The organism is Streptomyces sp. NPDC006610 (assembly GCF_040611575.1).
In the GTDB taxonomy this organism is placed as follows: domain Bacteria; phylum Actinomycetota; class Actinomycetes; order Streptomycetales; family Streptomycetaceae; genus Streptomyces.
Map to the genome: position 1 here is coordinate 1 of NZ_JBEXOP010000068.1, position 20,178 is coordinate 20,178.

25 protein-coding genes are annotated in these 20,178 nt (G+C 68.6%); 8 read left to right on the top strand and 17 right to left on the bottom strand.

Translation table 11 applies throughout. The features are described 5' to 3' along the window. The coding region (locus tag ABZY13_RS32325; RefSeq protein ID WP_356637158.1) for a hypothetical protein at positions 1-254 on the bottom strand (254 nt) is incomplete at its 3' end. Position 255: 1 nt separating this feature from the next. Further along, a complete protein-coding gene (locus ABZY13_RS32330) occupies positions 256-1,122 on the bottom strand; it encodes a peptidoglycan recognition family protein (RefSeq protein ID WP_356637160.1) in 867 nt (288 codons plus the stop codon). Positions 1,123-1,332: 210 nt separating this feature from the next. Here ABZY13_RS32330 and ABZY13_RS32335 point away from each other — a divergent pair, with 210 nt between their 5' ends. From ABZY13_RS32335 to ABZY13_RS32370, 8 genes are all read left to right on the top strand, one after another. Then, positions 1,333-1,980 carry a hypothetical protein gene (locus ABZY13_RS32335; protein ID WP_356637162.1) on the top strand — a complete coding sequence of 216 codons (648 nt, stop codon included), beginning with the start codon at positions 1,333-1,335 and terminating at the stop codon, positions 1,978-1,980. Beyond that, on the top strand, positions 1,973-2,998 hold the full coding sequence (locus ABZY13_RS32340) for a hypothetical protein (RefSeq protein WP_356637164.1): 1,026 nt from the start codon (positions 1,973-1,975) through the stop codon (positions 2,996-2,998). Before ABZY13_RS32335 ends, ABZY13_RS32340 begins: the two co-directional genes overlap by 8 nt. A gap of 106 nt (positions 2,999-3,104) precedes the next feature. Further along, the gene (locus ABZY13_RS32345) at positions 3,105-3,296 is read left to right on the top strand and encodes a hypothetical protein (protein WP_356637166.1); all 192 of its coding nucleotides are present in this window, start codon (positions 3,105-3,107) and stop codon (positions 3,294-3,296) included. After that, positions 3,296-3,502, top strand: a complete 207-nt coding sequence (locus ABZY13_RS32350) for a hypothetical protein (RefSeq protein WP_356637168.1) — start codon at positions 3,296-3,298, stop codon at positions 3,500-3,502. Before ABZY13_RS32345 ends, ABZY13_RS32350 begins: the two co-directional genes overlap by 1 nt. Continuing rightward, positions 3,499-3,735: a hypothetical protein gene (locus ABZY13_RS32355; protein ID WP_356637170.1), complete on the top strand. Its 237-nt coding sequence runs from the start codon at positions 3,499-3,501 to the stop codon at positions 3,733-3,735. Before ABZY13_RS32350 ends, ABZY13_RS32355 begins: the two co-directional genes overlap by 4 nt. Next, positions 3,728-3,934 (top strand): hypothetical protein, encoded by a 207-nt coding sequence (locus ABZY13_RS32360; protein WP_356637173.1) that lies wholly within the window; start codon positions 3,728-3,730, stop codon positions 3,932-3,934. The genes ABZY13_RS32355 and ABZY13_RS32360 overlap by 8 nt, the downstream gene beginning before the upstream one ends. Positions 3,935-3,937: 3 nt before the next feature. After that, positions 3,938-4,330 carry a hypothetical protein gene (locus ABZY13_RS32365; RefSeq protein ID WP_356637175.1) on the top strand — a complete coding sequence of 131 codons (393 nt, stop codon included), beginning with the start codon at positions 3,938-3,940 and terminating at the stop codon, positions 4,328-4,330. Next, positions 4,327-4,716, top strand: coding sequence for a DUF3307 domain-containing protein (locus ABZY13_RS32370; protein WP_356637177.1), 390 nt, complete (start codon positions 4,327-4,329; stop codon positions 4,714-4,716). Before ABZY13_RS32365 ends, ABZY13_RS32370 begins: the two co-directional genes overlap by 4 nt. 1 nt (position 4,717) lies before the next feature. Here the strand turns inward: ABZY13_RS32370 and ABZY13_RS32375 are convergent, their stop codons facing one another. The 15 genes from ABZY13_RS32375 to ABZY13_RS32445 form a co-directional block, all read right to left on the bottom strand. Beyond that, complete coding sequence (locus ABZY13_RS32375; RefSeq protein ID WP_356637179.1) at positions 4,718-4,993, bottom strand: hypothetical protein; 276 nt, start codon at positions 4,991-4,993, stop codon at positions 4,718-4,720. Between the two features lie 10 nt (positions 4,994-5,003). Then, positions 5,004-6,323 (bottom strand): hypothetical protein, encoded by a 1,320-nt coding sequence (locus ABZY13_RS32380; protein WP_356637181.1) that lies wholly within the window; start codon positions 6,321-6,323, stop codon positions 5,004-5,006. Between the two features lie 9 nt (positions 6,324-6,332). Beyond that, positions 6,333-7,880 carry a hypothetical protein gene (locus ABZY13_RS32385; RefSeq protein ID WP_356637183.1) on the bottom strand — a complete coding sequence of 516 codons (1,548 nt, stop codon included), beginning with the start codon at positions 7,878-7,880 and terminating at the stop codon, positions 6,333-6,335. Positions 7,881-7,899: 19 nt separating this feature from the next. Further along, positions 7,900-8,913 carry a hypothetical protein gene (locus tag ABZY13_RS32390; protein WP_356637185.1) on the bottom strand — a complete coding sequence of 338 codons (1,014 nt, stop codon included), beginning with the start codon at positions 8,911-8,913 and terminating at the stop codon, positions 7,900-7,902. Continuing rightward, positions 8,913-10,085 carry a siphovirus ReqiPepy6 Gp37-like family protein gene (locus ABZY13_RS32395; RefSeq protein WP_356637187.1) on the bottom strand — a complete coding sequence of 391 codons (1,173 nt, stop codon included), beginning with the start codon at positions 10,083-10,085 and terminating at the stop codon, positions 8,913-8,915. Before ABZY13_RS32395 ends, ABZY13_RS32390 begins: the two co-directional genes overlap by 1 nt. Before the next feature lie 10 nt (positions 10,086-10,095). Then, positions 10,096-11,037 (bottom strand): phage tail family protein, encoded by a 942-nt coding sequence (locus tag ABZY13_RS32400; protein ID WP_356637189.1) that lies wholly within the window; start codon positions 11,035-11,037, stop codon positions 10,096-10,098. Further along, positions 11,037-16,868 (bottom strand): peptidoglycan DD-metalloendopeptidase family protein, encoded by a 5,832-nt coding sequence (locus ABZY13_RS32405; protein WP_356637191.1) that lies wholly within the window; start codon positions 16,866-16,868, stop codon positions 11,037-11,039. Before ABZY13_RS32405 ends, ABZY13_RS32400 begins: the two co-directional genes overlap by 1 nt. Positions 16,869-16,883: 15 nt before the next feature. Then, on the bottom strand, positions 16,884-17,279 hold the full coding sequence (locus ABZY13_RS32410) for a hypothetical protein (protein ID WP_356637193.1): 396 nt from the start codon (positions 17,277-17,279) through the stop codon (positions 16,884-16,886). Positions 17,280-17,293: 14 nt separating this feature from the next. Then, the gene (locus ABZY13_RS32415) at positions 17,294-17,707 is read right to left on the bottom strand and encodes a hypothetical protein (RefSeq protein WP_356637195.1); all 414 of its coding nucleotides are present in this window, start codon (positions 17,705-17,707) and stop codon (positions 17,294-17,296) included. A 103-nt stretch (positions 17,708-17,810) separates the two neighbouring features. Continuing rightward, on the bottom strand, positions 17,811-18,398 hold the full coding sequence (locus ABZY13_RS32420) for a phage tail protein (protein WP_356637198.1): 588 nt from the start codon (positions 18,396-18,398) through the stop codon (positions 17,811-17,813). Between the two features lie 10 nt (positions 18,399-18,408). Then, the gene (locus ABZY13_RS32425; protein WP_356637200.1) at positions 18,409-18,840 is read right to left on the bottom strand and encodes a hypothetical protein; all 432 of its coding nucleotides are present in this window, start codon (positions 18,838-18,840) and stop codon (positions 18,409-18,411) included. Positions 18,841-18,843: 3 nt separating this feature from the next. Next, positions 18,844-19,182, bottom strand: coding sequence for a hypothetical protein (locus ABZY13_RS32430; RefSeq protein ID WP_356637202.1), 339 nt, complete (start codon positions 19,180-19,182; stop codon positions 18,844-18,846). Next, positions 19,175-19,543, bottom strand: coding sequence for a RyR domain-containing protein (locus tag ABZY13_RS32435; protein WP_356637204.1), 369 nt, complete (start codon positions 19,541-19,543; stop codon positions 19,175-19,177). Before ABZY13_RS32435 ends, ABZY13_RS32430 begins: the two co-directional genes overlap by 8 nt. Then, the gene (locus ABZY13_RS32440) at positions 19,543-19,881 is read right to left on the bottom strand and encodes an HK97 gp10 family phage protein (protein WP_356637206.1); all 339 of its coding nucleotides are present in this window, start codon (positions 19,879-19,881) and stop codon (positions 19,543-19,545) included. Before ABZY13_RS32440 ends, ABZY13_RS32435 begins: the two co-directional genes overlap by 1 nt. Further along, positions 19,881-20,178 (bottom strand): hypothetical protein (locus ABZY13_RS32445; protein ID WP_356637208.1); only part of this gene is annotated, 298 nt, incomplete at its 5' end. The genes ABZY13_RS32440 and ABZY13_RS32445, both read right to left, overlap by 1 nt.

A 20,178-nucleotide genomic window follows, 5' to 3' on the forward strand; every position in this document is an offset into this window, starting at 1 on the left:
AGGGCCTGCCGGTCGGCGGACCAGTCGAGGCCGAGGCCGACGAAGAGAGACATGACGGCCTGGGCGGTCTGAAGGATGGCGGCGGCCCAGGCGCCGTTCTTCGCGACGAGCGCGATGATGACGGCGACGACACCGGCGGCAATGGCGTTGATGGCGGTCTGGACGCCGCCGGAGACGTCGAGCTCGTAGCCGATCAGCTTGACCCCGGCCGCGATGAAGCCGAGGAGCAGGGCGGGCTCTCTGCCAAAGATCATGTCAGGACTCCTGGTTCTGGGCGGTGACGTCGACATCGACCTTGATGACGGCGTCGGCGATGGCCTTCTGGACGGCGGCGACAACCTGGTCGGTGTCGACGTTGGAACCGACGAGCTGGGCGAGCTTGGCGATGGCCGCGGACTGGCCGGCTTCGGCGACAGTGAGCGCGCGGACGCGGGCCTGCACGTCACGGAGGATCGACTGGGCTTCCCACGTCTTGTTGGTGGCCTTGTCGGGCGCGTCGTCCGGGGCGGTGATGGCGTCGGTCTTCCAGACGCCAGCGAAAGACTGAGTCTTGATCGTGTCGGCGAGCCACTTCTTGTCGTCGGCGCTGAGTGCCACGTCGTCCTCCTGTGTAGATGCGGTGGGTCGCGGGGCACCCTTCTGCACCCACGCGTACAGCGGTCCGCCGGGGCATGCGGTGGCGTAGCCGTCCCGGTGGCCCTTGATCTCGGTGCCGGCGCCGTTCTTGCGAAGGAGTTCGATGCCGTCGCGGATGGCGTGCAGCATGGCGTCGGTGGGCTGAGTCAGCCCTTCGCTTCCGACGAGGCCGACGATCGCGTAGTGCGCTTGGTTGAGGGCGGCGTTGCCGTTGGCGCCGGTGCGCTTGCCGATGCCGCGGCCTTCCAGCAGGTAGCCGTGGGGGCAGGCGGCGTAGTTGTAGGCGACGTCCGAGTAGTTCTCGGTCTTGTTCGCGAGGTGGCTGGCGCGGATGTTCTTCCACTCGGCGATGCATGCGTTGTGGTCGGTGAGGAGTTTGGTGCTGACGGGGGCGCCTTCGTAGTGGACCTTGACGCCCTTGGTGGTGGACTGCGCGGGCGCGGCTGATGCGGGCCAGCCGAGTTGCGCGCGGGTGACGAGCTTCATCGGTCCTCCGGTTCCCGGGGTATCCCTGGAAACCCCGCTTCATCTTCGAATCATAGGTCAATACCCCTATGCAGCCTACGATTCACAGGCAATCGGGTATGGTGCGTGCAGGGGAGTCGCACCGGTCCTTGCCTCCCCGACGTGGCGGGCCCGGCCGTGCGGGTCCGGCCCGCCACCCAAACCCGCACACACCCGCACCGGAGCAGCGCCATGAGCGAACCCGCAAGCCAGCCCTTGTCCGACGCGGATGTGCTCGCGTGGTCGGTCGTCCTCACCCACCGAGAACGCCAGAAACGCGACGGCATCACGATCCTGCTGCTGCCCTACCCGCCGTGCCCGACCTGCGGGGGGCCCGTCTACGAGGCAGAGCAGGTCACCATCGACCGGCCGGCCCGTCTCGCGAGCGACATCCGTCTGACCATGAGGCCTTGCGGTCACGTCCACGCGACCACCGACGAGCATGTGCGCCGCCTGTGGCTGCACATCCATGAGATGACGTCCGACGTCGCTGCCGGATACCACGGCCACGCCACCGAGATCCGCGTCTGGGACACCGAGGAGATCGTCCACGAAGCCCGTGCCCGCGCCGCCGGTACGGCGACCGAAGGCGACAGCTACCCGAAGCCCACCCCCGAGGAAGCGCAGGTCCGCCCGGATCCGCGTCAACCTGCCTACGACGCCGTGTACGAGTACATCCGTGGCCTCGGCGAGTACCTGCCGCCGGACCCTGCTCACCGCAACGCAGTCATCTGGCGGGCCGCGAGGGCCGCGCTCGACGCGACTCCGGTCGGCCGCTGCGTCTCCTCGCACTGTGTCGAAGGCGACCACGTCATTGACCTTGGAGAAGCCCGTGACTGACGTTCAGGGCCGCTGCCCTGCTTGTGGCGGCAACAGCCTCTTCCTCGCAGATGGCGGGCACGTCACCTGCTCCCGCCTCGACTGCCCCAACCCCAGCACCGCCGACGACCTGCTGCACGGCGGGGAAGCTGCGCTCGCACAGGTCCTCGGGAACAACCGGCCCGCCCAGGTCGTCGCCCACACGCTGCACTTCCACGGCCACTCTCTGGCCGATGTGCGACGGATGACGGACGAGCAACTGCTGGCGGTGCCCGGTATCGGGGAGACGTCCCTCGCCCGCATCCGAGCCGCCATCCCGGCCCCCGAGGCGAGTGAAGCTGACGAACTCGCCAAGCTGCGTGAAGGGCTGCACAAGTTCCGATACGCCCTCGACTCCCGTGCCGGCCGGGAGACCACCACGGACTTCATCCGCGAGATGCTCGACGCGACCCTGGCCGAGCCCGGCGAGCCGTGCGACCGGGACGAGCAGTACGCGCGAGCTGAGGCCGCCGAGGCGGAGATCGCCCGACTCCGCGCAGGTGAAGAACCAAGCTGGGACGCGGTCAGCGTGCCTACGCCCGGCCAGTGGGTTGCCCGCTGGAACGCGGCCTCCGCTGAGGAGCGCTTGGAAGTGGCGCAGCGGGTGATCGAGGACAGTGCGCGCGCGGCCAGGTGCTTTGAGATGGCGCACGAGAATCACATTGCCAGGTGCCGCGTGTCGGCCGATGCTCAGGCCGCTCTCGCCCGGGTGCGCGCAGAGTCGGCGCGTATCCGCTCCATCACGCCCACCTGGGCACCGGTTGCGGATCTCATCGACGCCGCCCTCGACGGCCCCGCCCGCCCGAGGGAGCAGCGCGAACGCCCCACTCATCCCGACGGGACCCCGTACCGCTGCCACGAGATCAAGGCCGAGGGCTGGGGCCACTGCGACGGTTGCCGCATGTGGACCACCGCTACGCCCGAACGCCCGCACCAGTGCACGCAGACGTACATCCACGGCCCGATCGCTAAGTCGACTGAGGAGACCATCGATGAGTGAGCGCATACCTCACGTCCGTACCGGCCTGGACGTCGTTCACGGCGCAGTCCCCTCGCGCGCCCTCGACGAGGAACCGCAGTCGATTCGCCGTCCTCGGAGGGGTGTCATGCAGCCGAAGCCGGTCCGCGAGTTCACCGTGTACACGTCGTCGGAGGACCCCGGCACGCTGGTCCGCGCCGACAGGGTAGAGACGGTGGGCGACTGGTTCACGCTCTACCTGGACGGCCAGGAGGTGTACGGGGCGCCCCGCGAACACGTCCTCCAGTACACCGCCAAGGCCGTCGAGGAGGCCGCGTGATGTTCGAGGATCAGATGGCGGCGATGCTTCAGCAGGTCGCGCACGCGTGCATGCAGACTAAGGAGCTGGTCACGCCGATACTGGAGTCTGCTGAGGGGATCAAGGCGGACATGGTCGGGCGTGGCTGGTCCGAGGCGAACGCGGAGAAGGTCGCCACCTCCTACGTGCAGGCCATGCTGAAGACGGCGATCGGTGGGCCGTCGTGATCAGCCTGATAGTCGTCCTCGCGCGCGACGCCCGAGAGTTCGAGGACTGGTGCCGCAACAGCGGACTGTCCCCCCGCGACCGCGAGGTCGTCTACATCAGCCGATGGGACAAGCTGCGCGGCCTGGACAACGTCAAGTTCATTCACTGCCCCCGCTGGCACGAACACCCCGACGCCGGGCGAATCGACGAGATCGTGCGACGGCTCGAAAAGCGGAGGAGCGGCCGTGGCTGACGTGCACATCAAATTCAGCGACGGCATCCGAGAAGTCAACGTCGAGATCAACGGAAGCGACGAGGACCCGCTCGCACGCGCCGAACAGGCAGCCGTCCGCCTCTACGGCATCGCAACCGCGAGCGCCTCACCTGGCCATCGGTTTGGCTTCCATGGCTGGTCACTTAGCAGCGACACCGAGCGCAGTCCCGAGGAGTAGCCCGTGAGCAGCACCTACTACGTCCTCTGCCTGTCCCACGACCCGGCGACCACGGCGCGCGAGTACTGCTCGCCGGAGGCAGCGGCAGGTGCCATCAAAGCGGGCGTCGAGGGGCATACAGGCTGCGACATGCTCATCGAGCGCGTCTCGGGCGGCCCGGTTGAGTACGGCTGCCCGCCCCACCCCACGCGGGCCGCTGGCCCGCGCTGCTACCACCGTGACGTCGAATGGGTGGATACCGAGTGGCTGCGACTCCTCGGACGTGCCCACGAGTCCACCGATCCCCGTATCCAGGAGGCGGTGAAGCAGGGCCGGTTCTTCTGCTGGACAGGCGACCGGCTGCACCGGCTCCGGCACCACATCGGCAACGCGGAAGAACTGGGAGGGCGGCGGTGAGCGGTCTCGCGCTTCTCCTGTGTCACCTCGCCGGGGACTACCTGATTCAGTCGCACTGGATGGCGACCGAGAAGACGAAGCGCTGGTGGCCCGCCATCGCACACGCCGTCACCTATGGCCTGCCGTTCCTGCTCATCACCCAGTCGGCCGCAGCGCTCGCCGTCATCGTCGGCACGCACGCGATCATCGACCGGTACCGGCTGGCCCGGTACCTCGTGTGGGCGAAGAACCTGCTCGCCCCGAAGGTATTCCGCAAGCCGTGGGCTGACTGTGCGGCGACTGGCTATCCGTCGGACACGCCATCGTGGCTAGCCGTCTGGCTGTTGATTGTCGCCGATAACACGATGCACTTGGCGATCAATGCTGCAGCCGTCACGTGGCTCTGACCTACGGCGTCCGCCCGACGCGCACAGCGAGGCTGGCTCCGTAGGCGGCCCGGTACTGGTCCGGTGTCCATGCCCTTCCGTCTGCCAGGAACACCGGATCCACCCTCGCCCCGCCCGCCACGTCCGGGTCGGCCACCAGTACCCAGCCCACGACCAGTCCGCCCGCCGGAATGCCACCCACGTCCGTCCCTGGCGGAGCACCCACCAGCACCGACAGGCCCGGCGCGGCAGCCACCAGCCCGGCGACAAGGCCAGGCTCGTTCGACAGAATCGGCACGACTCCCCCTTTACGCGACCGCGGCCCAGACGCTGTTCGCGTCCGGGGTTGCTGACGTCATCGTGTAGCTCGCCGGCAGGGACGTCTGCCCCGAGGCGGAGCGGCAGTAGCGGTAGTTCCCGGACGTGAGATGGACGTTGCCTGGGGTGAACGCGGCGCCCATGGTGCTACCGCACGCAAAGGTCGGGGACGTGGTGCCGTTGAACAGCAGGGCAATGTAGTACTTGCCGGCCGCCGCGGTGTATGGCGTGGTCAGGTTCATCGTCTTGTCCCCGGCGCTGTTCCACACCGTGGATTGGTCGGCGGTGACCCCGACCCGTGTTCCGGCCGCCGTGTAGAGGCCTCCCAGGCACTGGCCGGAGGTGAGGCCGCTGCCTGCGGTGCCGATGACCGTGCACAGGCTGGTGATGGTGGCCGAGCTGCGGAGGATCACCTCGATGAAGTAGATGTAGCCCGCGGACAGGGTGGTGCCTGTGTTGGTGCAGGCGGCGGGGTTCATCGGCCACGCGATCAGCCCGTGGTCGGCGGGCCGCCACTCGTTGCTGTTGACCGTGGACAGGATCTGTCCGGCCGCGTTGATCTCGAACACCGAGTTCCCGTTGGCGTCGCGGATCCTGACGATGGACTGCCCCGACGAGGACGCGCCGATGACGTCCAGGCCGATCGTGCTCGAGTCGTTCTGCTGCACGAACAAGCGGCCGGCGTTCATCGGCCCGTTGACGGACAGGGTCTCGCTGACCAGGTTGGGGACGAGCATCGCTGCCCGGATCAGGTTGGAGGGGCCGGGCCCGGGGTTCGCGGCGGCGTAGGTGTAGCCGGAGACGCCGTTGAGGGCGGGGTCGGCGGTGGTGACGCCTTCGGCATAGTTGGGCAGGCCGTAGCCGTAGACGATGGCGTCGGTGCGGCGGCGCTTGCGGATGTAGACGCCGTCGCCCTCCGTCGACCCGTTGTCGTTGGTGTTGGCCTCGACAGCCCAGATGTGGGTGGCGTCGTAGGCGAAGACGATCCCTGTGTGTTCGGACCCGGACGGGCCGTAGAAGACCTGCGCGCCGATCGCCGGGTACCAGGACCAGCGGCTCGCGGCCTGGAACCATGCGACTCCGGCGGAGCAGTCCACGCCGCGGGGGAACAGCGACGGCACCCCGGCGCGCATGGCGACCCAGGATGTGAAGGTCATGCACCACGCCTGTCCCTGGTAGCCGGACAGGCCAGGGACTTCGGTGGCGTAGCGGGTGATGTTGTTCCAGCCGCCTTCGGCGTAGCCCTCGCGGACGCCGACCTGACTCTTGGCGACGGCGATGACCTGCGCGGCCTGGGGGTTGGTGGACATGAATGCTCCCTAGCTCTGCAGGAGGGTGTTGAGGACGCTGGCGACGTAGGCGTGGCCGGCGTCGGACAGGTGGATGCTGTCGGTGCCGGCGGCGCCCGGTGTTGCCGGGTTGGCCCAGTAGCCGAGGCTGTTCCAGTAGTTCCAGCTGTTGCGGCCCAGGGCCCACAGGTTGACGAGGGCAGCTTCGAAGGCGGTGGCGAGGCTGTGGGCGCGGTCGACGTAGTCCTGGTAGAGGGGATTGGCGACGTCGGCAGTGCCGATGTGCGGGAGGACGATGACGATGTCGGTGGTGCCCAGGGCGGAGCCGCCGTCGCGGATGTTGGCGAGGTGCTGGCGGGCGCTGGCTGCCCAGGTGTCGGCGCTGGTGCCGTTGGTGACGTCTTCCGGGCTGACCGCGTAGATGACCAGGTCTGCTGGGTAGTTGGGGCCGCCGTTCCAGCCGGTGCGCAGGGTGGTGGTGTAGTCGGCGGCGGTGGCGTTCTTACGGCCGAAGTTGTGGAGGACGAGGCCGGTGTCGTTCTCGCCGGACACGCCGAGAACGGACAGGTACTGGCCTGCGCTGCCTGTGTGGGTGACACGGACGGTGTGGGATCCAGCGGCCAGACCGGTGATGGTCCGCTTCAGCACAGTCAGACCGGTTGTGGCGGAGTCGGTGACGGTGGTGGCCGCGCCGCCGTCAATCGAGTAGGTCCAGGTGGGCCGGCTGCCGTCCGCTCCGAGGGTGTAGATGGTGGCGGTGGTGCCGCGCACCGTGAACGTCAGGTGGGCGCCGTTCGTCGACGCATACAGGTAGCCCCAGCCGGGTCCGGCCGGGTAGCCGCCGATCGCCCAGGTGCCGCTCTGCGCGACGAGGTTCCCGGCGCTGGTCCATGCGCTGATCGCGGATGCGTCCTGTCCGGCGATGCCGCTGGCGCTGAACAGGGAGGAGAGATATCCGCTGCCGCCGTCTCCGTAGACCCCTTGCAGGGACGTGGCGAGGAGGGCGGGCCAGTTCTTGGTGACGAGGTTGCTGGCGTAGAAGCCGGCGAGGGAGGAGCCGCCAACGACTGCGATGGTTGCCTTTCCGCCGGTTCCGGTGCCGGTGCGTGCCGTGCGCCAGAACGTGCCCCAGCCGGGACGCACGTACAGGCCCGCCGTCTCGGTGGCGACGGCCGTCTTGGCGGCGTAGGGGGTGAACCAGTTTGGGTCTACCTGGTCGGCGTCGAGGTGGCCGCTGCCGTTGAGCTGAGCCCATCCCCCAGGGGTTCCGCCCTGGGCGATGAAGTCGGTGACGACGTCGCCGATGTCGGTGGCGACGAGGGTGAAGCGGCGGCTGTATCCGAAGTCGACGTAAACGGTGGTGTCGCCGTCGGGGCCCATGAAGGCGACTGCGCCGTCGGCGTCGGCGGTCACCTCCGTGATCGGACCGCCAGTGAGGTCGGTGAGGTCGGTGAGCTGGGTGCCGCCGGTCAGGGAGTCCCAGACGGTGCCGACCGCGCCGGGTCGGACCAGGAGCTGGTTTCCGACGCGCTCCATCGCATAGTCGGCGGGGCTACCGCCGAAAAGATGCCTGGCCACAGGTGTCCTCTTTCTCGGCTCAGGCGAGCCAGTAGGAGCCGTCGATGGTGAGGATGTCGCCCGTCCGGATGTTGAACGGCTGGTTGGTGAAGAGGCTGAAGCTGTTGGGGGCGACGGTGCTGGTGGTGCCCTGGGTCATGGAGTAGCGCAGTCGCGAGATCCGGGTCGTCGACTCGGTGGGGAAGACGATGCCGACGCCGATCGCGGACCCTTCGTCGTTGGCGCTGGAGTAGTTCCACTTGAACAGGGAGCGCATGGCGGTAGTGGCAGGCAGGCCCGGCGGCAGGGACACCTCGAGCGGGGAGTCGTAGGCGGGCGGATTACCGGTCGGCTGGAGGTGGATCGTGACGTCGACGCGCTTGCCCACAGCCTGGTAGCGGCCGGTGTTGATGCTGCCGGAGCCCCAGTTGACGGTGGTCGAGCCGGCCGTCCAGACGGGCGTGTAGGTGGCGTCCGCGACGCCCTGGGTGGCGAGCCAACGCCAGTCCGCGCCATCGCCCACGTACAGATTGCCGTCCTCGACGAGCAGCTGGTTCTTGACGGAGGGGCGTCGCGCGCCGGGTATGGACGGGACCGCGCCGCGGCTGGTGAACCAGCGCCGGTCGGTCACGTTCGCCGCGGTCACGACTGAGGAGCCCGCGGCCACAGTGCACTGGGCGAGAGGGATTTCCCAGATGCCGTCTTCCTCTTGCGTGAGGGTGGGTGCGGTGGTGCCGCCGGTCTTGTACTCGGCCGTGATGGTTTTGGCGGGCTGGTCGGCGCGGATAACGACGAGGTCGACGCGGGCTGCGCCGCCCGCGTTGGCGGGGACGTCGAGGTTCTTGACGGCGTCGTTGCGGTAGTAGAGGCCGGTGATGAATGCGCGGCCGGGCGCGACAGCGACGGTGGAGACGCCGGATCCGGTGACTTTGAGCGTGGTCGCGGACGGGTCGGTGGCGTGGACGCCGTCCAGCCCCCACCGGCTGGCGACGCGGGACCAGGAGGCCTGGGTGGCGATCGGGGAGCCGTCGAACGGCATGGCAAACTCGGCCATCAGGCAGCCTTTCTTGTCTTCAGGCGCCCGACGTCGCGTTTGACCTGGGCGATGTAGCGGTAGATGCGGGCGACCGCGCTGGTTGCGCCGTCGCCGCCGATGGTGGCTTTGGCGGTGCTCTCGCCAGCAGTGCTGGTGAGGGTGACCTCGCGGACGGTGTCCGTGTACCAGGCTCCGCCGCGGAGTTGAGCGGAAACGGTGTCGCCGACGTTGTAGTCGCGGCCGTACTGGAGCCGGGGCAGGTCGATCGGTGAGATGGACAGTGAGCCCTGTCCTGCACCGTTGGTGAGGGCTTCTTCGGCGGCTTGGTCCTGCTGGGCTGTGAGGTCGACGGATGCGGTGTCGACGCCGGTGAGGTCGACGAACTGCTCGAGGACCAGGCCGGGCCACAGCGGGTCGGTGCGGTCGTAGGTCTTGCAGACACGTGGGCTGGTGCCGCCGCCGGCGACGACGATGGCGCGGGTGCAGGTGGGCGGGGTGGTGGAGTAGGAGGCGTCGGTGAGGTTGCCGAGGCCGAAGGAGAAGCGGGCCGTGCCGCTGAGGTCGGCGGGTTCGTACACCTGGAACTGCAGGCTGGTCCCGACCTGGATGACGCGGAATCCGAGCCCGGCGGCTTTGGCGATGTCCTGCAGGACCGTGAGGAGGTTGTCGAACTGGTTGACCTCGCGGACCAGGGCGGGGCCGAGGAGAGTGTTGGGGGCGAGGGTGAGCAGCGGATTCTTTCGGGCGGCGTGTGCTCCGGGGCCGGCGTTGAGGTTGACGAGGTCGCGCATGCCGGTTTCCACCGACGCCGTGTTGATCTTGTAGACGGGGGCGGTCTGTGATCCGATCGCCGCGGTCGGGTTCGGCCAGCAGGTGTAGCGGGCCAGGATCTCGTCATCGGACACCGCGCCCACCGTGAGCTTGCCGCCGCCGGCGTCCGATTCGGAGCGGGACCAGTCGACCGTCCGGATCGGCCCCGACAGCACGGTTTGCCCGTCCGCCGTCTTCACGATCAGGCCGTTGCCCTCGACCAGCTTCGGCGCGGACGGCGAGTCGGCGGCGATCTCCATGGTGATTGCGCCGATCTCGCGGAACCGGGGCACCACGGTGAGGCTGGTGTAGTCGGTGACCTGCCCGATCCGCTGCAGCGTCGAGCCGCGGACGTACACCCGCAGTCGTGTCGCATCCATCGTCAGCCTCCTAGGACGCCAGGTAGCGGGGCTGGTAGGTGAGGTTGACGCTGGTCACCGACGTCGAGCCGTCAATGACGAGGTTCAGGTCGTTGACACCTTCCTCGAGCGGCCACAGCTCGGAGCTGTCGGACAGGTCCGGCCACAGGTTCGTCACGTCGTTCAGGAGGGCGGTCTGCTGGCGCTCGCGAGTGTCGATGACGACGGTGTCCGCGCTGGTGATCGAGCGGGTCAGCACCAGTTCCTTGCCGGTCGTCTCGTTGACGAGCGTGATGCTGGTCGCGGGACCCTGAATGGTCCACAGGGGAAAAGCTGCGGCGTCGCCGTCGTTGTCGATGGTGACCTCGCCGAGCACCTGCGAATCGCCGACACGGAGCGGCAGGATGGGGAAGAACGTGCCTCCGGTGGCGTTCTTGAAATCGCGGCTGACGACGTCGCCGACCCAGTAGGGCGACGGCGTGGCAAAGGTGATCACGTTGATGCACCAGCGCTCCCCCGCCGCATCCAGGGACTCGTCGCCCTCCAGGCCGCCCGTGTAGTAGGCGCCGATCTGGCGGGTCGCACCGTTCGGCTCGGTCAGGGTCAGGGTGCCGACTCCCCGCTTCGGGTTGAGGCTCTTGATGAAGGCGCGGCGGCGCGCCTTGTAGGCGTCGCGGGAGTCGTGAGCCCAGAACGCTAGCGGCAGGATGATGTCCTTGCCCTGGGCGCGGACGTCTCGGAGCTCGTAGCCGTCGATGCCGGGGCTTTCGTCGGTGTTGAAGGTGAAGCCGGGCATGTCCAGGCCCTTGGCGCCGGGCTGGAGGAGCCACCCATTCTCCCAGTCCGACAGGTGCGTTGTCACCCCGCGCGGGTCCGTGAAAGCCACGGCGGGCATCTGGTTGATCAGGGTGGGCCACGGGACGCCGGCCTGTACCTCTTGGGGGACGTAGGTTGCGGGGACGAGGATCGGCATCAGCCCACCACCACCGTTCGGTTGAGCATGTCTTCCATGGCGAGGGCGTCCTGAACGCTCTTACGGGAAGCGACTTCTTTCACGAGCGCCTGGTAGTGCAGGTGGCGGTCGCCGCCGTTCCTGATGGTCTGGCTGGTCTGCACGCGGGAGGCGGACGCCGCGGCCGTGGCCCGCACGGCGCCGGCCATGCGCAGCGCAGCCGCGCGGGCCTGCGGCACTGTCTCCTCGACGCCCTGCGAGTAGCCCAGGCCCGTGAAGCGGCCGAGCCGGCGCAGGATCCGCGAGGGCGACTTGATGTCCAGCTCGACCTTGATGGTTTTCTGGATGCTCTTGGCCAGCTTCACCATCTGCTGCTCGATGAGCTTTTGCGTGGACTGCAAGCCGGTCAGGTAGCCCTTGCCGCTGTTGGTGCCGGCGTCGAACATGGCGTCGGCGGCGTTCTTGCCGAATGCCGTGGTCGTCTTGTCGATCGCCGACTGTGCCGTGTTGATCTGCCGCAGTTCCTTGGGGGTGGCGTCGACGAGGGCCTGGGCGTAGGCGGCTCCCTGTTCGGGTCCGGCGGTGATGATCTGCTGGAGCAGGTTCTTCGACAGGCCCCGCTCGGACAGGATCTTGATGTTGGCGCCGAACTTCTTCAGCTGGGTCAGGCGTGTGGTGAGCCCGGACAGGATCCCGGAGGCGTTGAAGGTGTTCCCGCCGCTGGGCAGGCCGGTGAGGGAGGTGAACTGGCGTGCCTGGCCTGTGGTGTCGGCGGCGAACTGGTTCGCTTCGGCGATCTTCGCGGCGATGGCGTCGCGCTGCTTCGCCAGGGCCTGCAGTTGCCGGTTCGCGCCGCTGATCTGGGCGAGCAGCTTGTTGTCGAGGGTGGTCTTCACTCCCTTGAAGGCGTTCTTCACCGCGTTGGCGACCTTCGTCATTGCCGAGTCGATCGCCGCGGCGGTGCCGGTGAGCTGCTTGAGGAAGTCGCCGCCGACGGCCGCGGCGAGCGGCCCGGTGTCGACGCGTTTCCCGGCGACGGTGATGACGCCGCCGGAGGCGTAGCCGGTGCGCAGCCCGCGGTGGATGCGGGTGCCGACGATGCCGCCGCCCGCGTAGCCGCCGGGCCGGTTGTACGCCTTGGACAGGGAGCCGTAGCGGGCCAGCGCGTACCGCATGGAGGCGTAGATGTTGGCCATCGGGTCGACGCTGACGCCGTACATGAACGGGCCGGTCTTGCGGTACTTCCCGGCATACGCCTCGAAGGTGCCGCGGATGACCTGCATCAGCCCCACGCTGGGGTGGCCTGCCTGCCAGTTGGAGTCCCAGCGGTTGACCGCGCGCGGGTTGCCGCCGGATTCCTGGTTCATGCGGCGCAACGTCGTGCTCACCAGGGACATGGACTGGTTGAGCTGGCCGAGGGCCTGCTGCACGACGCCGGTCCACCGCTGCACCCCGGGGCCGCCCTCTCCCCCGCCGGCGAGGTAGCGCATGGGGTCGACTGTCTTGCCGTTGACGCGGGCCTCGAGGTGGAGGTGGGGGCCGGTGACGTTGCCGGTTGCGCCCACGCTGCCGATCTTCGCGCCCTGTTTGATGCCGTCGCCGGCGCGGGCGACCATCGCCGACATGTGCGCGTACAGCGACGCCAGCCCGCCGCCGTGGGAGACGGTGACGTGCTTGCCGTAGGGGCCGCCGGACTGCACGGACTGGACGGTGCCGCTGTCGACGGCCACGACCTTGGTTCCCGTGGCGGCGGGGAAGTCCAGGCCGGTGTGCCGGCCGCTCGCCCACATCAGGCCCCGCTTGCCGAACGGGGTGCCGTAGGGGGCGTTGACCGGCTTGACCCACGATCCGGTGGCCGGCGGGATGTCCTTGCCGCGGATGTAGTCGATGGCCTTGTCGATGAGGCCGATCGGGGCGGCGGCGATCATGCCGGGGAAGGTGTTCCTGTTGCTGCCGAGAGCTTTGGTGAGGCCGTTCTTGACCGGCTTGAACGCCTTCTCGGCGAGGTCGGCGAGTCCGCCGCGGACGGCGTCGGCGCCCTTGCCGAGGGCTTTACCGACTCCGGAGGCGATGCCGGAGCCGATGTCGCCGATGGTGCCGAGGATGCCTCCTTCGGCGAAGCCATACTGCATGCGGGCCACTGCCGGGTGCTGGCCGCGCATCGCGGCCTGGTTCATCGCGTACAGGCGATGCCGCTCATACGGGTCGCGCATGACCTCGGAGACGTACACGCCCTCGCCGCGCCGCATAGGGACGAGCTGGTCGTCACCCTGCCGCCAAGTGGACCAGCCGGGGAGGATGCCGCCGCGGGCGAAGCCCTTGGGCAGGTTCATAGTCTTCAGGTCGGGAACGCCCGGGATTTTCGCGGCCGTCCGATTCCAGACTGAGACAATTCCGCGGTTATAGACCGTTTCGATCCAGAATCGGATGGGGGCTTTGACGAGGTTCTGGATGCGCTGCCAGATGGTGCCGATGCCGTCTCGGATGCCACGGAACGCGTCCTTGAGTCTGTCCCCGAAGCTGTCCACGCCGTCCCGGACGGCCTTCCACGCCTCGGACGCGATCAACAGGACCTGGGTCCAGAAGCGGCGCCAGATCTCGGCTGCGCCGTCCTTCAGCGACCGGAACATAGCGACGACGCCGTCCTTCAGGGCGGTGACGATCTCCTTCAGCCGCTTCCACATGCGGCCGAACCAGTCGATCGCCCCTCGCACGATGTCGGGGATGATCGAGTGGCCCAGCAGGACGTCGAAGAGCCATTCGAACTTGTCGACGACCCACTCGACAGCGTCTGTGACCGCCTCGACGAACCTCGTCAGCCAGCCGATGACCGTGTTCACGATGGGCACCAACTGGCCCAGCGCGACCGTGAGCAGCCCTGTCAACAGCCCGGCCAGCTGCACGATCAGCGGCATCAGCGGGGTGAGTACCTGAACCGCGAGACCGATCAGGGCCACGGCGAGATCCGCCAGCGGGGGAAGCAGAGGCGTCAACGCCTCGTACAGCGGCACGAACAGTGGGGCAAGCTGCGAAAACAGCGTCCCGAACAAGCGGATCGCGGGGATCAGGGCCGTGATGATCGGCTGAAGGAACGACACCAGCGCGCCGACGATGACGCGCAACCCTTCGCCGACGACGGCGATGAGAGGGGCGACCGCGTCCAGGATCGCACTGATCAGCTGACCGATCGGCTGCAGCACCGGCAGCAGCAGCACCGCGAGGTCGGAGATGCTGGCGACGACATCGGTGATGATCGGCAGCAGGGCCTGAATGATCGGCGTCAGCGCGGTGGCGAGACCCCCGAAAATCTGGGCGATGACCGGGCCGAGCTGCGTGGCGAGCTGCTGCACCACCGGCGACAGCAAGGCCAGCAGCGGAAGCACGGCCTGCAATGCCGCACCGAGCGCACCGGCGAGAAGGGCCGCGACCGCGCTGAGCGCCTTGAAAACCTGGGTAAGGGCCGCCTGCATCTCGGGCAGTTCGATGACACGGCGGATCTCGGCAAGCGCCGCGCCGACCACGGCGAAGAAGTCCCCGCCCGCCGCGCCGGCCGCCCGGAAGATCCCGGCGAAGATGCCGCCCAAGTCCCCGAGCACTTGCCCGAACTGGATGGCCACGTCGAGTGCCGTGTTGATCGCCTCTGTGAGGCTGCCGTCCTCCAGCCCTTCGGCGAGGCGGGCCATGGCACGGTCCATCGCAGATGCGGCACCCGACGCGATGCGGTCGAACGCGGGCTGCGCGGCGATCGACAGCCCGGCGAACCCCGTGACGAGCTGACCCGGTATGCGGGAGACCGTGGCCAGGTTGGTGCGCAGGCCGGCGAAGACCTGGCCGAGCTGCCCGGTCCGTTCCAGGTTCGATACCGCGCCGAGCGCGCTGAGGCCCATCCGGTTCAGCTCGATGGTGGCCCCGACGAGGCCGCTGCGCACTGTGGGCAGGATCTGCCCGCCGACCTGCTGCAGGCGGGCGCCCAGCCCGGCGAACAGGGCGTCCTGCACGTCGAGCCGCATGCCGCGCCAGGCGGGCGCCATCGCCTGCAGGGTGTTGACGAAGCCGCGGGCGTTCGGGCTGAGCTTGGCCATGGCCTCGTCCAGCTTCGTCGTCTGCGCTGCTGCGGCCTGCTGCGCGTCGGCGACCTGCCGGGCAGCATCGGCGACGGCCTGCTGCGCGTCGGCGATGTCGCGCTGGCCTTCCGCCTGCGCCTCAGCGATGCCGCGCTGCGCGTCGGCCAGGGCCCGCTCGCGGTCGGCTATCTGCTCGTTGACTCCGGCGACCTGCTGCTTGGCCTGCACGACAGCCTGCGCGCCCTCGACACCAGCCTGGTTGGCGGCGGCGGTGTCCTGCTCCAGGCGCGCGACCTCGATGCGCTGCTCCTCGAGGGACTGCATGGCCCGCTGGTGCGCGAGTTCGGCTTGCTGGATCTGCAGCTGGGTTGCCGTCGGGTCGCTGCGGGCAGCTTGGAGATCGAGTTCGGCTTGTTGGAGGGCGAGTGTGGCCTCTTCCTCGGACAGGCGGCCACTTTGGAGGCGCTGGTTGAGGTCTTCCAGGTCGCGGACGGCCTGTCGGCGGGCGTCGGTCAAATCTTGCTGTGCTTGGCGGGCGTCCCGCTGGGCGCGGGCGAGGTCGCGTTCGGCGTCGGCGACTTGCCGGTTGGCCTGGGCGACACGCTCAGCGGACTGCCGCTGGGCGTCCTGCAGGGAGCGCTGGGCGCGCGCCAGGGCCCGTTGCGCGTTCTCCACCTGCCTGGTCGCTGAGGCGGCCTTGGTGGCTTCGCTGGCGACGGGCTGGAACGCGGCTTTGACCGCGTCGGAGACGCCGGTGAGGCCGACCTTGATGGCGGCGAACCCGCCGATGAGGAGACCGAGGGCCGGCGCGGCGGTCGCTGCGAGCGGCCCGAGCTGGGCGATGGCCGAGCCGAGCGACACGATCGACGGCAGCGCGGCAAGGGCGGCGGTGCCGATCAGTGCGATCCGTCTGCCGAGGGTGGTCATCCCCCGCCCACCGCCGCTGCTGCTGTCGCCAAGGGTGCCGAGGCCGGCGGTGAGCGCGGCCAGGCCGGTGGAGCGGACGCGGACGTTGACGGTGCGGTCGCGGGTGAGGAAGGTGAGCGCGCCGTTGGCGGCGGTCGTGTCGGCACGGGCCTGCACGGTCATCTGCCGTCGGCGGGTGAGGTTGGCGAGGCTGTCGGCGGCAACGCGGGTATCGACGTCGACGCCGATGCGGACCTGGCGCCGCTGGATCAGGTTGCGGATCTCCTGCTCGCCGACCCGGGTGTCCACGGATGCGCGGACGTTGACGACCCGGTCCTTGCACAGCTTGTCGAGCGCCGTCTCGACCTTCTTGGCGGCCGTGTCATCGAAGAGAGGCTTGACGCTGACCGTGTTGTCGCGGGTGAGCTTCTTGAGGGTGAACTCTGCGGCGGAGGTGTCCACTTCGACGCTGATGTCGATCGTGCGGGCCGCGACCAGCTTGTCGATCTTCTTCTTGGCGGGTTCGTCGTCGACATCGAAGCCGAGGGAGACTGTGCGGCCCTTGACCAGGTTGTCGATCTTCTTCTTGGCGTCGTTGTCATCGACGTCGAAGCCGATGTCGATCGTGCGCGCCTTGGTCAGCTTGTCGAGCTCAGCCTTGATGCCGGTCGCTTCCAGAACGACGTCGACCGTGACCTTCGGGCTGAACTTGGCCAGCTTTTCCTTGATCTTGTCGGTGATTTCGTCGGCGGCCGTGTCTCCGGCGTCGCGGGCGGGCTGGCGGATGGCCTTCGGCAACTCGATCTTGAGCAGGTCGCCGAACTTGGACGTGTCCGGGATGAGTGAGACCCGGGTGCGTCCGACGACGGTCGCCTCGGCCATTCCGCCTCCCCTCCGCTATCCGTGTGCCGTCTGCAGCTCGGCGATCCGGGCCCGCCACTGCGCTATCTCCGCTTCGTCGTCCCGGCGGGTGCCGGGCGAGAATGCGTTCAGGTACTCCTCGGCGCGTTGCTGCGCCTCGGCTTTCGCTTCGTCGTCTGCCTCGTGCTCCTCCATGGCCGGGGGCTGCACGGGTTCCATGTCGGGTGGCCGGCCCTTGAGGTGGGCGGCCCACAGGATCCGCACCAGCATCAGAAGCGCGTTGTACTGGGCGGCGGCGAGGAAGGTTCCAGACGTCCAGCGGCGCCCCTCCAGGTCTCCGGCGACAGCGGCTTTGGTTGCGGAGTCCTCCGGGAGTGCTTGGACCAGGTCGCGGAGTTCGGCCCAATTCATTGAGCCTTCGCCCCAGGACATGGCCCAGAACTCTTCTAGGCGGCGGCCGGGGTAGTAGCGCTGGATGTCGGCTCGGAGGCTCCCGGCGTGCTCGCGGAGGACGTCGAGGAGCCACTGCCTTCCCCCTCCGTCGTCCCCGCCTCGTCAGCGAGTGCCTCGACGATGTCCTTGAGTTCGCCGACGGTGAGCTTGCCGACCTTGACGAGCCGGTCGAAGGACTCGGGTGGGAGGGCGAGTTCGCGGAGGAGGCCGATGTTGGCGTCTCCGCCCTTCTCCTGGACCTCCTCGATGACCTCGACGGGCCAGTCGTCCTGGGTGGGCAGGGTGCACACTTCCTCGAGGCCGTTCTCGTTCTCGAAGTAGATGTCGACGAACTGGGTCTTGGCTGCGGCGGCGCGCTGGGCGCGCATCTGCTGGAGGCGGATGACCTTGCGGTTTGGCTTGGACACGATCGTTTCCTTCGTGGGCAGGGGCGGGGCGGGGGCTGTGCAGGTGGTCCGTCGTGCCGCCCCCGCCCAAGGGATTGAGCGCGACGGACCACCAGTTCGGGGGTTACGGCGTGACGACGGGCAGGGTGACGTCGGTGACGAAGTGCTGCACGGACTGCGCGCCGCCCGGTGCGGCGAGCGCGGTGAAGGTGAGGCCGAAGTTGGAGGAGTCTTCGGCGCTGTGCTTGATCGCTTCGCGGTCGGAGACGCCGCAGCGGGCGATCATGATGCGGTGCCGCTTCCCGGACATGATCACGTCGAGGCCGAGGGCGATCTCGACCGTGTCCGCCGTGCTGCCGGACCCGAAGCTGACGAACTGCTTGTTGCCGCCCGCCGCAGCGGTCGAGGTCATGTTCGCCAGGCTCACCTGGTAGTACAGCGACAGCAGCTGCGCTGTCGTCTCCCGGAACACCAGCTTGAACGTCTGCGTCCTCTTGCGGGCGAGGTCGACGACGGGGGCGTCCTCACCCCACGCGTCGAGCTGGGTGCGCTCTTCCTCGAGCGCCTCCTCCAGACCGTCCGGGGTGATGAACCCGAGGTCGGTGAAGTCCGAGCCCCATGCCACCTCCGGGCCGGTCGGGAAGGTGGCGCCGACCTCAGCCATGTAGGCCTTGCCGGCTGTGCCGACGATGATGTTCGATGCGTCGCCCACGGTGGGCCTCCTAGCTGATCGGTCGGGGTGGGCTGACGCTCATCCCCAGGGTCATGCCGACGCGCCACACGTCGGCATTCGGGTCCTCGGGCCGGTCTTGCGGGCCCGTTTCCTGGCTGATGCCGGTTACTTCGCCGTCTGCGGTGGAGCGGCCGGCCAGCAGCTCCCAGGCGGCGCACACTCGGCGGGCCAGCTGCATCGCCTTGTCGTCGCTGGTGTCGTAGCAGTCGACGGAGAACCGCGGATTGTCTCGGCTCGCCGGGTCAGCCCAGCCGCGCACGTCCGCCAGGCCGCCGATCCGCAGCACCCGCACCGCGGGCAGGACCGCATTCAGTGCCGCGCCTTCGGGGAGCCGCCCGGTGACGTGCACATCGGGCAGGTCGGCGGACAGGAGATCGATGGCGATCTTCTTACCGTCGGGCAGGACAACCGGCGTCGCCATGGCTTACGCCTTCGCGCCCGTGGACGACTTGGCGGCGTAGTCCTGCAGTTCCGCCTTGGTGGCCTTGTCGGCGCTGGCCTGGTCCATGCCGAGGGTGACCGCGTAGGTGCGCCACTCGTCGACCTTCGCGGAGTCCGCCGGCTGGGCGTGCGGCTTGGGAAAGTCGTCGTCGCGCGCGGTGGTCGGGGTGGTGGTTCCGCCGGACTTGTACGGCTCGCCTTCCTGGACGGCGAAGCCCTTCCAGCGGTGCACCTCGTCTGCGGGGACCTCGATGATGTCGCCGGGCTTCTTGTCACCCCGCCAGAACGTGAGCTTCATCTTCACGACGTCGCCGTCAGCCATCGTGGTTCTCCTTGCTGGTGAGTGCGGCGACGATGGCCGCGAACAGGGCGTCCTTGCGTCGCTGCTCGGCGGGCAGCTCGCTGTAGGGCACAAGACACGGGTGGGTCTTCTGGTCCTCGTCCTTGACGGGGCCGTACACCCAGCCGTCTGCCGACTTGAAGTCACACCAGTCCTGGTGCAGTTGCTCGCCTGTGGCGCCATCCAGGGCCTTGCGTACTCCCTGGATAGCGCTGTGCCGCTGCCACTCGGGGGCGTCGTCCCACGGCGGCGACACGGCGGGATCGCCCGTGACGATCTGCCACGCCCGGTTGGCGTCGTGGCAGACGCGGGCAACGTCGCCGATCAGCTTGTCGTCGGACATCAGTGGTCGCCTCCTGCGGCGTCGAGTGCGTGACTGAGCGTGTAGTGGGGGCGGTGGATTGCGCGGCCGTTACGGTCCCGCTGCGTCGTGCCGTGCTCGACGTAGTAGGAATGCGGCGCATCCGCGTCGACGTGCCGGGTACCGTCGGCGTCGGGCTGCTCGACGATGTGGATGCTGTCGCGGTACTCGCCCGTGTAGACCGGGGCCGTGGCGACAGCTACCGACTCCACAGCCTTCATGCGGGCGGTGAAGTCTTCCTGCACCTGCGGGTCCAGAGGCAGCTCGAAGCGGATCACCTCGTCATCGACCTCAATATCGATCTCCACGCGGGTGGCCATCAGCCCGCCACCTCCCGCAGACTCACGACCTGCCCCGCCAGCGGGCCGGCGGCATCCAGACCCGCCGGGACGCCGTCGACCTCCCACACGCGGCCCTGCCAGGCGACGCGCATCCACTCCGTGACCTGCGGGGCGCCCGCGGGCAGGTCCAGGCGCGCCGTTGTCACGGTCTGATCCGAGGCGTTCTTCGTCTCCGAGGAGCCAGTGATGTCGACCGTGCAGCCCCGCACGACCGTCGGAACTGCCTGTTCCCAGTCCCGGATCTGTTCGTTGTAGGCGCGCGTCACGAGTGGGGCG

Coding starts and splice junctions, on each gene's coding strand:
- ABZY13_RS32330 (WP_356637160.1), bottom strand. CDS start 1,122: ATGAAGCTCGTCACCCGCGCGCAACTCGGCTGGCCCGCATCAGCCGCG.
- ABZY13_RS32335 (WP_356637162.1), top strand. CDS start 1,333: ATGAGCGAACCCGCAAGCCAGCCCTTGTCCGACGCGGATGTGCTCGCG.
- ABZY13_RS32345 (WP_356637166.1), top strand. CDS start 3,105: ATGCAGCCGAAGCCGGTCCGCGAGTTCACCGTGTACACGTCGTCGGAG.
- ABZY13_RS32350 (WP_356637168.1), top strand. CDS start 3,296: ATGTTCGAGGATCAGATGGCGGCGATGCTTCAGCAGGTCGCGCACGCG.
- ABZY13_RS32380 (WP_356637181.1), bottom strand. CDS start 6,323: ATGTCCACCAACCCCCAGGCCGCGCAGGTCATCGCCGTCGCCAAGAGT.
- ABZY13_RS32390 (WP_356637185.1), bottom strand. CDS start 8,913: ATGGCCGAGTTTGCCATGCCGTTCGACGGCTCCCCGATCGCCACCCAG.
- ABZY13_RS32395 (WP_356637187.1), bottom strand. CDS start 10,085: ATGGATGCGACACGACTGCGGGTGTACGTCCGCGGCTCGACGCTGCAG.
- ABZY13_RS32400 (WP_356637189.1), bottom strand. CDS start 11,037: ATGCCGATCCTCGTCCCCGCAACCTACGTCCCCCAAGAGGTACAGGCC.
- ABZY13_RS32405 (WP_356637191.1), bottom strand. CDS start 16,868: ATGGCCGAGGCGACCGTCGTCGGACGCACCCGGGTCTCACTCATCCCG.
- ABZY13_RS32410 (WP_356637193.1), bottom strand. CDS start 17,279: ATGTCCTGGGGCGAAGGCTCAATGAATTGGGCCGAACTCCGCGACCTG.
- ABZY13_RS32425 (WP_356637200.1), bottom strand. CDS start 18,840: ATGGCGACGCCGGTTGTCCTGCCCGACGGTAAGAAGATCGCCATCGAT.
- ABZY13_RS32430 (WP_356637202.1), bottom strand. CDS start 19,182: ATGGCTGACGGCGACGTCGTGAAGATGAAGCTCACGTTCTGGCGGGGT.
- ABZY13_RS32435 (WP_356637204.1), bottom strand. CDS start 19,543: ATGTCCGACGACAAGCTGATCGGCGACGTTGCCCGCGTCTGCCACGAC.
- ABZY13_RS32440 (WP_356637206.1), bottom strand. CDS start 19,881: ATGGCCACCCGCGTGGAGATCGATATTGAGGTCGATGACGAGGTGATC.